Below are 14,082 nucleotides of genomic sequence, written 5' to 3' on the forward strand. Positions count from 1 at the left end.
AAACACAATTTTGAAGATTAACATAAGGATATTACTGCTTGGACTTCTGTTTTTTAATTGTTCAAACAGTAAGAATGAACCAAATCAAGAAAGAATCATTTCTAACTTTAATAAAGATTGGAAATTTATTAAGCAAGATTCCATTGAAACACCACTGTTTTATTCTAAAGAGATAAACGATTCTAATTGGGAAGACGTATCGCTCCCGCACACAGCAAATGTAGAGCCATTAATTACAGGCCAACAATGGCAGGGAGTATGTTGGTACCGCAAAAAGTTCACTTTACCCAAAAAGTTTAAAGACAAACACTTGGCACTGTATTTTGAAGGAGCGATGCATACAGCAGAAGTATGGGTTAATGAGAAAAAAGTAAAGAAGCATAAAGGAGGGTACCTGCCATTTTATATAGAATTAACAAATGATATATACTTTGATAAAGAGAATATTATTACAATAAAATTAAGTAACAAAGACGATAAACAAGTGCCTCCAGGAAAACCAATAGCTGGGCTGGATTTTAATTATTATGGTGGTTTGTATCGTAACGTTCATTTGATTGCAAAAGATAAGGTGCACATAACTAATTCCATTCAAACCGATATAATTGCCGGTGGAGGTGTTTTTGTAAATACCCTAAGTGTTAATAACGAAGAAGCAGAACTTGAAATTAAAACAGATGTTTTAAATGGTTCAGAAACCGAGGCATTTTTAGTAGTTAAAACCTCTGTTTATGATGTCTCAGGAGATTTAGTGGCACAATCTGAAAGTCCATTGAAGACTGTAAACAAACAAAGTGTAGAAAAGTTTGAAGATCAAATAATATTAAAAAAGCCGATGCTTTGGAGTCCGGAAACTCCAAATTTATACGAAATCAAAATTGAACTTGTAAAAAACAAGGTGGTTATTGATAATGAAAGTGTAAAGTTTGGAGTGCGTTCAATAAAATTTGAAGAAGACGGGTTTTATTTAAACGGGAAACCTTATAAAATAAGAGGAACTAACCGCCACCAGGAATACCCGTATATTGGTTACGCCTTACCGGATAATGCGCAATACCGTGATGCGCATAAAATAAAAGAAGCAGGATTTAATTTTATAAGATTATCTCATTATCCGCATTCAGAATCGTTTATGAATGCTTGTGACGAATTAGGGATATTGGTAATGGATGCTATTCCGGGTTGGCAATTCTTTGGAGATAAGGAATTTCAGGAAAATTGCTATAACGATATTCGGCAAATGGTACGTAGAGATAGAAATCATCCTTCAGTAATTTTATGGGAGGCCTCTTTAAATGAGTCTGGGATGACAGAAGAATTTATGGATAAAGCTCATAATATAGTGCATGAAGAATTTCCTGGAGTAGGGGTATATACCTGTGGTTGGATAGATTACGCCTATGATGTTTTTATTCCCGCAAGACAACATGCAAAAGCACCAGATTATTGGAAGAAATATAATAAGGCCAGACCAATATTTATAGCTGAATATGGAGATTGGGAGTATTATGCACAAAATGCAGGATTTAACCAGAAGGCATATGAAAACTTGAAACAGGAAGAACGTACTTCCAGACAGTTACGCGGGAACGGACAGGTTCGTTTAGCACAACAAGCCTTAAATTATCAGGAATCTCATAATGATAATTTATACAATAAATCGGCCGGAGATGCCAATTGGTTAATGTTTGATTATAATAGGGGGTATGCGCCAGATATTGAAAGTTCAGGTGTAATGGATATATTCAGGCTTCCAAAATTTGCATACTACTTTTATAGCAGTCAAAAAGAATTTGATAGAGATAATCCCGTATTGTTTATTGCTAACTATTGGAATGATCCAATGTTCAATACAGTTAAGGTTTATAGTAATTGTGAAGAAGTAGAGTTATGGTTAAATGATGAATTAATTGAGAGAAGAAAACCGGATACAGATAAAAATTCTACTAATTTATTACACCCGCCATTTACATTTCAAAATGTTAAGTATAAACAAGGCAAGCTGGTTGCTAAAGGGTTTTATAACGGTAAGTTGGTTGAGGAAGCTATACGGGTAACACCAAGATCTCCTAAAAAAATAGAAATTGCTATAGATGAATTTAATGTTCCGGTTGAAGCTAATAAGAATGATGTCGTATTTATTTATGCAAGGATTGTAGATGAGACAGGAAATTATGTGCCAGTATCAACAAACAAAATACAGTTTAAAGTACAAGGGAATGCAGAATTAATAGGAGAGAACCCTATTAAGGCTGAAGCAGGTATAGCAAGTATTTTATTAAAATTAAAAGCGGGTGCTGACGATATTTTAATAACAGCTTTTTCAGAAGGGTTGGAAGTCAGTAGTCTAAAACTTTAAATTGGACATATTTGCATATCAATTTCTTGAAGAGGTGTAATTTTTATAAAAAATTAATCCGGTTTGATGCATTTAAATCCAGGCGCAAAACTTCATAATTATTGAAATACAGGCAAATCAATAATTTCGTGTTATTCAAAGCTTGGGTTTACAAATTAATTCTCTAAGAAGATGATCTAGTTAGGTTGTAATATTCAGTTTTTTTTTAAATTTGACATAGTTACTTTCAATTCATTAATGATTTTTAAGAATACTTAAGGATGAAACCTCAGCTTGTAAATAGATCGAATAATTTATATCAAACTTTTTCTGATAAAATAAACTCATATCCTTATTTTTTTAAAGTATGGCATTTTCATCCTGAAACAGAATTGGTTCTAATAAGAAAGAGCACGGGGACTTTTTTTATTGGAGATCAAATGGAGCGTTTTAAACCGGGAGATTTGTTTTTGATAGGTAGTAATATCCCACATTTGCTTTTGAATGATGAAGAGTATTTTGATGGAGATTCTGAATTGATAGCTGAAGCATGGGTTATTCATCTGGATAAAGAATTTATGAATAATAATTTATTTGACTTGCCGGAAACGGCAAAACTAAAACCATTTTTAAATGATGCGAAGCTGGGGATAAAATTTAGTAAGAAATCAGCTTTGATGATAAAAAATATTTTTGGAGAGTTGTTTGGTAAACCAGACTATGAAAAAATAATTGCTTTGTTGCGTATGTTTCAGGTTTTAGCAGATGATAAAAAGAATTATATTATTATGAGTAGTCCGGCTTTTAGTGATACTTACCGGGAAGGGCGCCATCATAGAATGGTTAAGGTTTATGATTATATATATGGCAATTTTCGAAAGAATATTGAGTTAAAAGAATTGGCCTCAATAGCTAATATGAATAATTCTGCGTTTTGTAGATATTTTAAGAAAGTTAATAAAAAAACAGTTTCCAGATATGTTAATGAATTAAGAATAGGGTATGCCTGTAAACTACTTCAGGAAGATGTATTAAATATATCAGAAATATGCTATGATAGCGGATTTAATAATATTTCTAATTTTAATAGACAATTTAGAAATATAAAAAATGTTTCGCCTTCAGAATATAGCAAAAAGTATAATTAAGGAATATTGTAGTTAATAAATATTACTTTTTTAAAATCAAATGATTCGGAAAATCTTTTACATTTTCACAACAAATTTGCTCCATGACCTGTTGCAACTCAGTTTTTAAAAGTGAAATGGTGTGATCACCTCCTTTTTTTCCTAGTGCAGCGGCACCGTACATAAAAGAGCGCCCCATAAAGGTGAATTCGGCTCCACTGGCCATAGTTCTCGCAATATCAGGGCCAGACCGCAAGCCGCTATCCATCATTATTTTTATGTCTTTACTATATTTTTCAGCAATTCTGGTTAAAGGTTTAATAGTGGATTCCCCGGCATCAAGCTGCCTGCCTCCATGATTAGATACAATTATACCGTCAAGCCCTAACTTAATGGCGCGTTCGGCATCCAGCTCGTTGGCAACACCTTTCAATACCAATTTGCCTTTCCACAGATCTCTAATAGGCTTTATTTTTTCTTCATTTAACCTGCCAGAAAATGTTTGGTCCATAAATTTACCTAGTTGCTTTAAATCAAGATTTTTAGGCATATATGGTTTTAATGTTTCAAAATTTGGTTGTCCATATTTTAAGGTGTTTAAAGCCCATTTAGGTTTTCCTAAAATTTGTAAAATGTTTTTTATTGACATTTTTGGAGGCATTGCCAGTCCGTTACGAATATCTCTGGGTCTAAAACCAAAGGTAGGTACATCACAAAGGATGACCAAGGTGTCATATCCGGATTCATCACATCTTTTTAAAATATCATCGCGTAAACTATTTTCTGCGGGGTGATATAACTGAAACCATGCTCTTCCTTCGGTGATTTCGGCAATACGTTCTATACTACTGGTGGTTACCGTACTTAATATAAAAGGAATATTATGCTCAAAAGCCGACTTAGCCAAAATTTCCGGTGAGTTTGGCCACATAAGCCCTTGAAGTCCAACAGGTGCAATTCCAAAAGGCGCATCATAAGTATGGCCAAATAATTCTGTTTGCATACTAGAACCTGTATGCTTACTAAGATATTGAGGCAATAATTCTACAGCTCTGATTTCAGAGGTGTTTTTGTGTAAATTCACATCTTCGTTACAGCCGCCGTCTAAATATTCAAAGGCAAATTTTGGTATTCTTTTTTTAGCCTTTTTTCTTAGATCATCAATAGATGGATATCTGGTATCAATTTCTATCTGCTTTTTTTTCATTTTTTTATTAATAAGCATGGTTTCATAAATCCAATTCGTAAAAATTTTACGAATTGGATTTACTATGTGTTAAATTATTTATTTAGAGTCACTTTCAAATGTATGCGTTGCGTAATTGAGCTTCATGGCATCATAACGGTTTTTCATAATTTTTAAACGGTTGCTAAAATCGCTCCAGTCTTTTGATTCTTTATTTGTCCAAACAACTTCAGAAAGTGCGGTCATCCTGGGAAGAATCATATATTCAACATAGTCGGTAGTTTTCATGTATTCAGTCCAGACATTACCTTGAGCTCCCAAAATATATTTTTGCTCTTCAGACGTTAATTCTTCAGGCATTGGGTTATAAGCATAAACATCTTCAACGCTCGTATTACCTCCTATAGCTAGAGGTTCTTTGGCTTTATCTTCTTTAGTTTTTACCTGATAATGATCAAAATAACAAGAATGCCCAGGCGTCATGATTACATCATGCTTTTGTTTAGCGGCTTCTATACCTCCTTTTGTTCCTCGCCATGACATTACAGTAGCATTTGGAGCTAAACCACCTTCTAAGATTTCATCCCACCCAATAATTTGTTTTCCTTTACTGTTTAGATACTTTTCAATACGTTGAATAAAATAACTTTGTAATTCGTGCTCATCATGTAACCCTTCAGCTTTTATTCTGGACTGGCAATTCGGACAGCGTTTCCAATTAGCTTTTGGACATTCATCACCACCAATGTGAATGTACTTTGCCGGGAATAAGGTTATAACTTCATCTAAAACATCTTGTAAAAAGGCAAATGTTTCATCTTTACCAGCGCAATACACATCATCAAATACGCCCCATGTTTCTTGCACAATTTTAGGAGTGCCAGCAGCTTGTATTTCTTTGCCTTTGTCAGAGATCATGTTATTGGTAACAATTGTAGGTTCCTCCGGAAAACAGCTTAAATCAGGATAAGAGGCAATTGCAGCGCTACTATGTCCCGGTAATTCAATTTCCGGTATAACAGTAATGTGTTTTGAAGTAGCATAAGCTACAACTTCTTTAATATCTTCCTGGGTGTAAAATCCACCATAATGTTTTTGATCATTTTCAGTACCTGGATGATGTCCAACTATAGTGCCACTACGCCATGCTCCAACCTCTGTAAGTTTAGGGTATTTTTTTATTTCTATACGCCACCCTTGATCTTCGGTTAAATGCCAATGAAAAGTATTCATTTTATGCATGGCAATTAAATCGATATACGTTTTAATAAATTCAACAGGAAAGAAATGACGTGCTACATCCAAATGCATACCTCTGTAACTATACCCGGGGTGATCATTAATATTTACAGCCGGAATGGTTAACTCTTCAGTAAGGCCGGTGTTGCTGTTTGTAGGCATTAATTGATTTAACGTTTGTATACCATAAAATATACCTTTTGCATTTTTACCGGAAATTTCAATTTTATTGTAAGACACATTTAATTGGTAGCCTTCATCATTTTCAATGGCTTCATTTATTTTAAGGGTAATATTGCCCTCTTCTTTTGAAGAAAAAGCAATAGTCTCTCCTGTAGCTGTACTGAGTATATTTGCTAAAAAGGCTCCTTCGTTTTTTAAAAGGTCGCTTCCGGAAACCATAGTTTTTGAATCTATTAAAAATTTTCCATCCAGAATTTCCATTTGAACAGGTTTGGGAATAATAGCGTAATCTTGAGGAGCATTTTTTGCATTTTTGTACTTATTGCTACAAGAAAAGCATAAAGCGCAGAAAAGTAAAATAATTAATTGTCTCATTTTTTTTGTTTAAAGTGAAATATGTTTGTTTTAGCGTTTTTTTTATCAACTTTTTAATCATCAAAGTGTATTGGTATAAATCTTTTATTCCTGTATTTTTGAGTTATTGATTTCCATTTGATATGTCTTTTCAAAAGAAAAAGGTTATGAATTAGCTAGGTTGACTACTTATTGAGACGAAAATAAATGTTATTTGTCTCAACTACTACCATTAAAAAGGCAAATGCTTATACTCTCTTTGCACTATTTAATTAGTTTATATTACTTGTTTTTTGAAGGAGTAGATTCTCTATTATTTAGTACTCCGTTTAAAATGGTAGTCTCATTATCAAAAATATTATTTTCAATTTGATTCAATAAAATCTCAGCAGATTTTATCCCGTATTCTCTGGTAGGTTGCTTTACACTGCTCAATTGAGGAGTGATAAGCCCAGCCATTCGGGTTTCAGTAAATCCCATAACAGCTACGTCTTCCGGGACATTAAAGGCATTTTTTTTAAGCGCTTTAATGGCGCCAATGGCAACCCAGTCATTGAAACAAAACAAAGCTTCGGGAATATCATGTTTGTAAATTAAATCTTCCATGACATTCATGCCTTCGTTAGCAAAAAGACCGGTCTCAATTACCTTGTAGTTTTCCGGTTTTATTTTGTTTTTATTCATAGCCTTGAGAAAACCATTTATTCGGTTTTGACAAACTCCTAAACTTTTGTAGCCAGATAGATAGTATATTTTTTTATAACCTTGTCTGATTAAGTGTTCGGTTGCAAAAAAGCTCCATTTTTTATTATCAAATAAAACCTTGGGAACATGAATAGACTCGTCAATACGACTCATAAATACTGTTGGATGTCCGTTATTATAGCGTTTTAAGTAGAAATCCATATTGATTTCATGATTTCCGGTAGTTGGAGCAATTATCAGGCCATCTACCATATTGTTTATTAGGGTTTTTACATTTTTTAATTCCTGTTCAGGATCTTCATCAGATTGCATTATAAGAATTTGATAGCCCTTTGGAACCAATATATCCTGTATGGCAATTAAAACTTCAGAGTAAAACTCATTTATAAATTCCGGTACAACAACACCAATATTGAATGTTTTATTTTGACTTAATTTTTTAGCAATAGGATTGGGGATGTAACCCATTTCTTCTGCTGTTTTTAAAACAAGTTCTTTAGTCTCCTTTTTTATATCGTATTTGTCATTAAAGGCTCTCGAAACAGATGAAATGGATAAATTTAGTTTGTTGGCGATATCTTTTATTGTGACATGTTTCATGTTGATAAGATTGTTTTGAAAAGGGTTTTAATCTTTTGATAGTAGATGAGGCATAAAAAATATTCATAAATATAATGCTTTTTCGAAAAAGTTTTCAGTAAAAAAATAATAATTACCGAGAACGTTTCCGTAAAATGACAACGTTTCCGGTATCGTTCTCGGTAATTATTGCGGGTTTATTTGCTTTTTGTATCAAATTGAAATATACATTTGGATATAATTAACTATAAAATAAACTAAATGAAAAAAAATTATCTATTATTAATTCTTTTGGTTAGTACCTTGTTTTCATGGGGTCAACAACAAAGAATTACTGGAAATGTTGCTGATAGCCAAAGTATGCCTTTAGCAGGGGTTAATATTTTGGTTCAGGGTACAACATCAGGAACACAAACTAATTTTGATGGTAATTACTCAATATCGGTAAGTCAAGGACAAACATTGGTTTTTTCTTATTTGGGTTTCAAAACAAAAACTGTTGTAGTAGTCAGCCAGCAAGAAATAAATGTGTTGCTTGAAGAAGATACGGCGCAATTAGAAGAGGTTGTTGTTGTTGGCTATGGAGCGCAAAAGAAAGAAAGTTTAACGGCTTCTGTTACTATAATTGAATCACAAGAAATAGCTAAACAGCCTATTGTACAAACGTCTACAGCACTTGTAGGTTTGGCTCCGGGCTTAACAGCTATTGAAAGTAGCGGGCAACCTGGTGCCGGTGCAACTTTAAGAATTCGTGGAGTTGGTTCATACTCTTCTAATAATAGCCCTTTGGTTATTGTGGATGGTGTAGAATCAAGTTTAAACGGTATAGACCCAAATGATATTGAGAGCTTTTCAGTATTAAAAGATGCCGGGGCTGCTGCTATTTACGGTAATCGAGGGTCTAATGGTGTGATTTTAGTAACTACAAAAAGAGGTAAAGAGGGGAAAACAGAGTTTACATATAATTCTTTTATAGGATTTAATAGAACTACGGATAAAATTGAAAATGCAGACGCGTTTCAATATTTAGAAGCTACGGGGTCAGATGCGGATGCAATAGCTGAATACAGAGCTAATAATGCTGTAGACCCGGATAGATTTCCTAATACTGATTGGGTAGACCTCATATTCTCTGAGCCCGGGCTATTGAATTACCAGCAAATAGGGATAACTTCTGGTAATGAAACGGTTAGGGTCGCATCTTCACTCTCTTATCAGGAAGAGCAAGGTAATATAAAAGGTTTTGGGATTGATAGAATTAATGGCCGAATTAATACGGATGTTAAGGTAAATGATAGATTTAATATTATATTAGATGTTAATTTTAGACGTAGTAATTCATATGCATCCAGAGCTGGTTTAGCTGAAATTGTGAAGGATGCTTATGCTATCCCATCCATATATGCGGCACAGTATAGCAACGGACTTTGGTCCAATGCCTTTAATGGAGGTAACCCAATTTCTCGTTTATCTGAAGCTGGTAATGATGAAACGGAATCTAATTTTTTTACCGGGCGATTAAAAGTTAATTTTAAACCCGTAGAAGGCTTGACACTTTCTGCATTATATTCTCCACAGTATTTAGATTCTTTTAGACAGGTGTTTTCTAAGCAATGGTTACAATATCCTGAAGTGGATAGTGACACTCCCGTGTTATGGAGTTACGGTACAGATAGTCAGGTTGAGCTTTCTCAATCAAACTCAAGAGGTTTTAATCAAACATTTACTGCCACTGCTAATTATGATAGGAGTTTTGGTGATCACAATATAACTGCCCTAGTAGGTTTTGAGTATGTAAAATATACATCTAAATCGTTAAGTGCACGTGTGTATGATTTTGTAACAGATCAATTTGCTGCATTCAGTAATGCCAATTTAGATAATGATAATATAAGTAACAGTGCTACACAGAGAGGATTACAGTCTTATTTCTCCAGAATAAATTATGATTATAAAGGCAAGTATTTATTAGAAGGGGTGTTGCGTGTTGATCAGACTTCGCGTTTTGCTCCAGGCGAGCGAACAGGATATTTTCCTTCAATTTCTGCAGGTTGGGTAGTGTCTAAAGAATCATTTTTTGACAATGTTGGTTTTATAGATTTCTTAAAACTAAGAGGTTCATGGGGGCAATTAGGAAACCAAGATTTAAGAGACGGTGATGGGAATACTATTAATTTCCCATATACGTCTAACCTCCTAATTGGAGGAAATACCAATTTTATATTTGGAAACGACTTGTTTGTTGGAGCTGGTGTGGATGTATTACCAAACCCGTTAATATCCTGGGAAACATCTGAATCATCAAATATAGGTTTGGACTTAAGGCTTTTTGATAATAGGTTAAATGCTGAAATTGAATATTACAGAAGAGATACCAAAGATCTGATTGGCCCCAGACAAGATTTGGTGCCTTTTACAGTAGGTTTGAGTGTAGGAGATGCCAATGTTGGAAGTATGAGGAATTCCGGAATAGATCTTAGTATTGGGTGGACTGATGCAATAGGAGAATTAAAATATAGTATTTCAGGTAATTTTTCAACACTTAAAAACGAAGTGTTAAGTTTAGGAGAAGGCCTGGAGTTCTTAGGAGGAGGAACAGGAGCTTCGATTAACCGCGTTGGAGACCCATTTGGTTCCATTTGGGGCTTAGTATCTGAAGGGTTGTTTCAAACTCAGGAAGAAATTGATAATGCACCACCTCAATTTAATTTTTCACCACAACCGGGAGACATTAGATATGCTGACATAAACAGTTTTGATGATGATGGTAATATAATAGAAGGCGTGCCGGATGGTGTGGTTAATAATGCAGATAGAACCATTATAGGTAACCCGTTCCCAAATCAATCCTTTGCTTTAAATATTGGTTTAGAATACAAAGGCTTTGATTTAGCATTTTCCGGTCAAGGAGTTGCTAATAGAGATTTTCGTTTAACAGAAGGGTTAGTGTATCCTTTGTTCTTTGCAGGTAATGTTAAAAAGTTTCATTTAGATAATGCATGGACCCCTGAAAACACCGGAGCTTACTATCCACGTGTACAGGTAACCTCTTTAGGAGATAATAACGGACAAACCAGTTCGCATTACGTTTATGACGGTGGTTACTTTAGGTTGAGGAATGCTACATTAGGATACTCATTACCTGATAGCTTTTTGGATAATATCTTTATAAATAAATTTAGAATGTATGTGTCTGCACAGAATTTGTTTACCATTAAGTTTGATAAAAACCTTCCGGAAGGTGTAAACCCTACAGCGCCTAATGGAACAAATGGAACGTATTATCCTTTAACGCAAAAGTTTGTTTTTGGGTTAAACATATCTTTTTAATTAAAAAAAATGTTAAACATGAAAAATATATTTAAATCTAACAGTATTTTCAAAATTAGCTTTTTAATCCTAGTGTTGGGGTTAGCTTCTTGTGAAGATAAGGTATTGAACTTAGAATCTTTAGATCAACCCAATACAAGTGCGTTCTTTAACAATGCAGATGAGGCTGAAGTAGCATTAACAGGGGCGTATAGGTCTTTATTTCTTATGGGAGGAGATGGTATGCCGCAAAAATTTTATGAAGAAGTAACACTTACAGATAATGGTTATTACAGATTTTCCGGAGGAGATAGAAATGCAGGTCAGATTGAACAGATTAGCTTAGGAACTAATGAGGCTAATGATGATGTGAATCCATATTATTCTCCACTGTATAGAGGTTTAGGGCGTGCTAACTTTGTTATAGATAATATGGAAGCTAATCAGGATTTGATTGAAGCTGATAGATATGGCAATCTATTGGGGCAGGCTTTAGTGCTTAGGGCGTATTATCATAGTATGCTGGTACAGTATTTTGGTGACATAACTTATATAGATAAGTTTATTATTGATCCTGCAGATGGATTTATCTCTAGGAGCCCCAGAGCAGAAGTAGTAGATAAAATTTTAGCAGAACTGGATAGAGCGGCAGGTTTATTGAATGCCTCACCTAGAGAACACAACCGTATAACAAAGGCTGTAGCTTTAGGTTTAAAGGCAAGAGTAGCGCTTTATGAAGGACAACATAACTCAAGTATGTTTGCTGTAGCTGCTCAGGCAGCTAAAGATGCTATGGATGCCTCAGCTGGAATTTATGGTTTATCGTCTAACTACTATAATATGTTTCAGGAAGCCGGAGAAAAAGGTATAGTGGGCGGTGCTGTACGAGAGGTGATGTTAACCATGCCGTTTGAACCGGATTTCAGGTCACATCAAATAGCTTTACGTACAGCCTTTAGAGGGCAATTTAGAGGGTTTTTCCAATGCCATCCTTCACAAAATTTAGTAGACGCTTATCCAACGATAAATGGATTAACAATAGATGAGGATCCTGCTTATGATCCTACAACCCCATGGGAAAATAGAGATCCCAGATTAAAGGCTACTATTTTAACTCCAGGCGATTCGCGCTACGGTGTGGTTTATGAATCTCATTTAGATAGTTTAAATACCTTTGATGTTAATGGAGAACGAATTGCGAATAGACAATGCCCTTCTTTTAATCGTATTCTTGGAGGTATGGGGTATGCCTGGAAGAAATATTCAGATGAACCGCTAATTACAGATGGTATCACCGATACGTTCGTAGATTATCATTTAATGCGTTATGCAGAGATTCTGTTAATTCGTGCCGAAGCAGAAATTGAATCCGGAGGCGATTTACAGGCAGCGGCAAACGCATTGCAACAGTTAAGAGACAGGGCTTATATTGGTTCAGGTGTTCCGGCTCCTGTTGTACAAGTTGCATCTCAAGCGGAAATGAGACGTTTATTGCGAATTGAACGAAGAATAGAATTAGCCTTAGAAGGCTTTAGATTGGTAGATTTGAATAGATGGCAAGCCACAGAAAAAGTGAGAAACGAACCTTTAAAAGGGAGGGTTTTAGATCTTCCTAGTGCAGGTGTAGCTACTGTACCTGTGATAGACAATGATGGGGTTACAATTTATACGGGGAACACAGATCCAGATCTTTTTTATGACGGAAGCTTTGGGGTGAGAGTTGCTTCTTTTGGCAGTAATCAGGCTATAGATAGTAATGGAAATCCTATAAACGATCCTAATCTACACGAATACATTAGAGTAGACGGTACGACGGGTGATGGTAATTGGCAGAACATTTTTTGGACAAACTTTTTAAATAGAGGTTTTACTGCGCCCAGGGATTATTTATTACCAATTCCGTTAAAAGAAATAAATTTATTTAATCAATCCGGTGTTACTCTGGAACAAAATCCGGGTTATTAAAAAGATTAAATTGCTTTGTATTAGTTAGTTTTTGTTTAGTTAAAGAAAGAGCAATTAATTAATTGCTCTTTCTTAGTAAGCAATCAGTTTCCTTTAACTAAAACTTATGACCTGAACCGTTTAATGATAATTGAAATATTTTCCAATGAAAGCATATATAATAAAACTATCTTTTGTGGTCTCATTAATTATGATGTTAATCCAATGCAAAACAAAAGGAGAAGAGAAAACCAATGAAAATATTTCAGTAGAGGATAACGCCCGAAGTAAGATTCCTGACTCAATTTCTATTGGTGAAATGTTCACCATATATAAGCTTCCATATGCTTATGACCACACTATTATTTATAGCAGTGTTGATAAAAAATGGCATTTATATGGTATTGAAGCAGGCAATAAATCATTCATTCATTTAACAGCAGATTCCTTAACTCAGGAAGGCTGGGAAAAGCACAAGCCGTTCACTTATCAGGATGAGGAAATTTGGGCGCCGCATATTTTAGAACATGAGGGGCTGTATTACATGTTTTACACCAATATAGGTGTGCCACGAGAAATACGCTTATCAATATCAAAAGACTTGTTTGAATGGGAGCATTTTTCAAAAGAGCCATTATTTGCTTGGAGTAATGCTGCTAACCACAATTTGAAGAACAAAGATCCAATGGTGTTCAGGGATAACGTTAACAATCAGTGGATAATGTATGTTACTATGATGAAAGATGATAAGCATTGGGCGGTTGGCTATACGGTGAGTAAAGATTTGAAGAATTGGTCGGAGTATAAAATTTGCTTTGATGAAAATACGGAATCACCGGGAGTAGAATCTCCTTTTGTGGTAAAAAGAGGTGAGTATTATTATTTAACCTTATCAGCAAGAAATACATGGCCACACGGAGCTCAGGAGTTCTTTAAAAGCAAAAGCCCACTTAAGTGGGAAGTAAAAGACTTGGTAAAAAGCATTTATCCCTGGCATGCAGCTGAAATAATACAGGATTTAGATGGGAAGTGGTATTTGTCACGTTCTTCAGGGAATGAGAGTGATTTTAGACTGGCTCCTTTTTATTGGAATGATGGAATTAAGTAATTATTATGAT

Annotated in this window: 8 protein-coding genes; 5 read left to right on the forward strand and 3 right to left on the reverse strand. The window is 34.7% G+C overall.

Annotated features, from left to right (window positions below; translation table 11 throughout):
- Positions 1–10 precede the first annotated feature (10 nt).
- Positions 11–2,359, forward strand: a complete 2,349-nt coding sequence (locus VOI54_RS14565) for a glycoside hydrolase family 2 protein (protein ID WP_326283645.1) — start codon at positions 11–13, stop codon at positions 2,357–2,359.
- Positions 2,360–2,619: 260 nt separating this feature from the next.
- On the forward strand, positions 2,620–3,486 hold the full coding sequence (locus tag VOI54_RS14570) for an AraC family transcriptional regulator (RefSeq protein WP_326283647.1): 867 nt from the start codon (positions 2,620–2,622) through the stop codon (positions 3,484–3,486).
- 22 nt (positions 3,487–3,508) lie between these two features.
- On the opposite strand, the gene VOI54_RS14575 is transcribed toward VOI54_RS14570, so the two are convergent.
- The 3 genes from VOI54_RS14575 to VOI54_RS14585 all read right to left on the reverse strand — a co-directional run bounded on the left by VOI54_RS14575 (position 3,509) and on the right by VOI54_RS14585 (position 7,732).
- Positions 3,509–4,672, reverse strand: a complete 1,164-nt coding sequence (locus tag VOI54_RS14575) for an alpha-hydroxy acid oxidase (protein WP_326283648.1) — start codon at positions 4,670–4,672, stop codon at positions 3,509–3,511.
- A gap of 78 nt (positions 4,673–4,750) precedes the next feature.
- On the reverse strand, positions 4,751–6,448 hold the full coding sequence (locus VOI54_RS14580; RefSeq protein WP_326283650.1) for a beta-N-acetylhexosaminidase: 1,698 nt from the start codon (positions 6,446–6,448) through the stop codon (positions 4,751–4,753).
- Between the two features lie 261 nt (positions 6,449–6,709).
- Positions 6,710–7,732, reverse strand: a complete 1,023-nt coding sequence (locus VOI54_RS14585) for a LacI family DNA-binding transcriptional regulator (protein WP_326283652.1) — start codon at positions 7,730–7,732, stop codon at positions 6,710–6,712.
- Positions 7,733–7,972: 240 nt separating this feature from the next.
- Between VOI54_RS14585 and VOI54_RS14590 the strand changes: the two genes are divergently transcribed.
- The 3 genes from VOI54_RS14590 (at position 7,973) to VOI54_RS14600 (ending at position 14,072) form a co-directional block, all read left to right on the forward strand.
- A complete protein-coding gene (locus VOI54_RS14590; protein ID WP_326283654.1) occupies positions 7,973–11,041 on the forward strand; it encodes a SusC/RagA family TonB-linked outer membrane protein in 3,069 nt (1,022 codons plus the stop codon).
- A gap of 18 nt (positions 11,042–11,059) precedes the next feature.
- Positions 11,060–12,985, forward strand: coding sequence for a RagB/SusD family nutrient uptake outer membrane protein (locus tag VOI54_RS14595; protein WP_326283656.1), 1,926 nt, complete (start codon positions 11,060–11,062; stop codon positions 12,983–12,985).
- Between the two features lie 145 nt (positions 12,986–13,130).
- Entirely contained in the window at positions 13,131–14,072 is a 942-nt protein-coding gene (locus tag VOI54_RS14600; protein ID WP_326283658.1) for a family 43 glycosylhydrolase, read from the forward strand.
- The last annotated feature ends 10 nt before the right edge of the window (positions 14,073–14,082 follow it).

This window comes from Alterotamlana spongicola (genome assembly GCF_035818475.1).
Classification (GTDB): domain Bacteria; phylum Bacteroidota; class Bacteroidia; order Flavobacteriales; family Flavobacteriaceae; genus Cognatitamlana.

What these genes read in the sequence shown, in the direction of transcription:
- VOI54_RS14570 (WP_326283647.1), top strand. Translation starts at nt 2,620, where the DNA reads ATGAAACCTCAGCTTGTAAATAGATCGAATAATTTATATCAAACTTTT.
- VOI54_RS14575 (WP_326283648.1), bottom strand. Translation starts at nt 4,672, where the DNA reads ATGAAAAAAAAGCAGATAGAAATTGATACCAGATATCCATCTATTGAT.
- VOI54_RS14580 (WP_326283650.1), bottom strand. Translation starts at nt 6,448, where the DNA reads ATGAGACAATTAATTATTTTACTTTTCTGCGCTTTATGCTTTTCTTGT.
- VOI54_RS14585 (WP_326283652.1), bottom strand. Translation starts at nt 7,732, where the DNA reads ATGAAACATGTCACAATAAAAGATATCGCCAACAAACTAAATTTATCC.
- VOI54_RS14590 (WP_326283654.1), top strand. Translation starts at nt 7,973, where the DNA reads ATGAAAAAAAATTATCTATTATTAATTCTTTTGGTTAGTACCTTGTTT.
- VOI54_RS14595 (WP_326283656.1), top strand. Translation starts at nt 11,060, where the DNA reads ATGAAAAATATATTTAAATCTAACAGTATTTTCAAAATTAGCTTTTTA.
- VOI54_RS14600 (WP_326283658.1), top strand. Translation starts at nt 13,131, where the DNA reads ATGAAAGCATATATAATAAAACTATCTTTTGTGGTCTCATTAATTATG.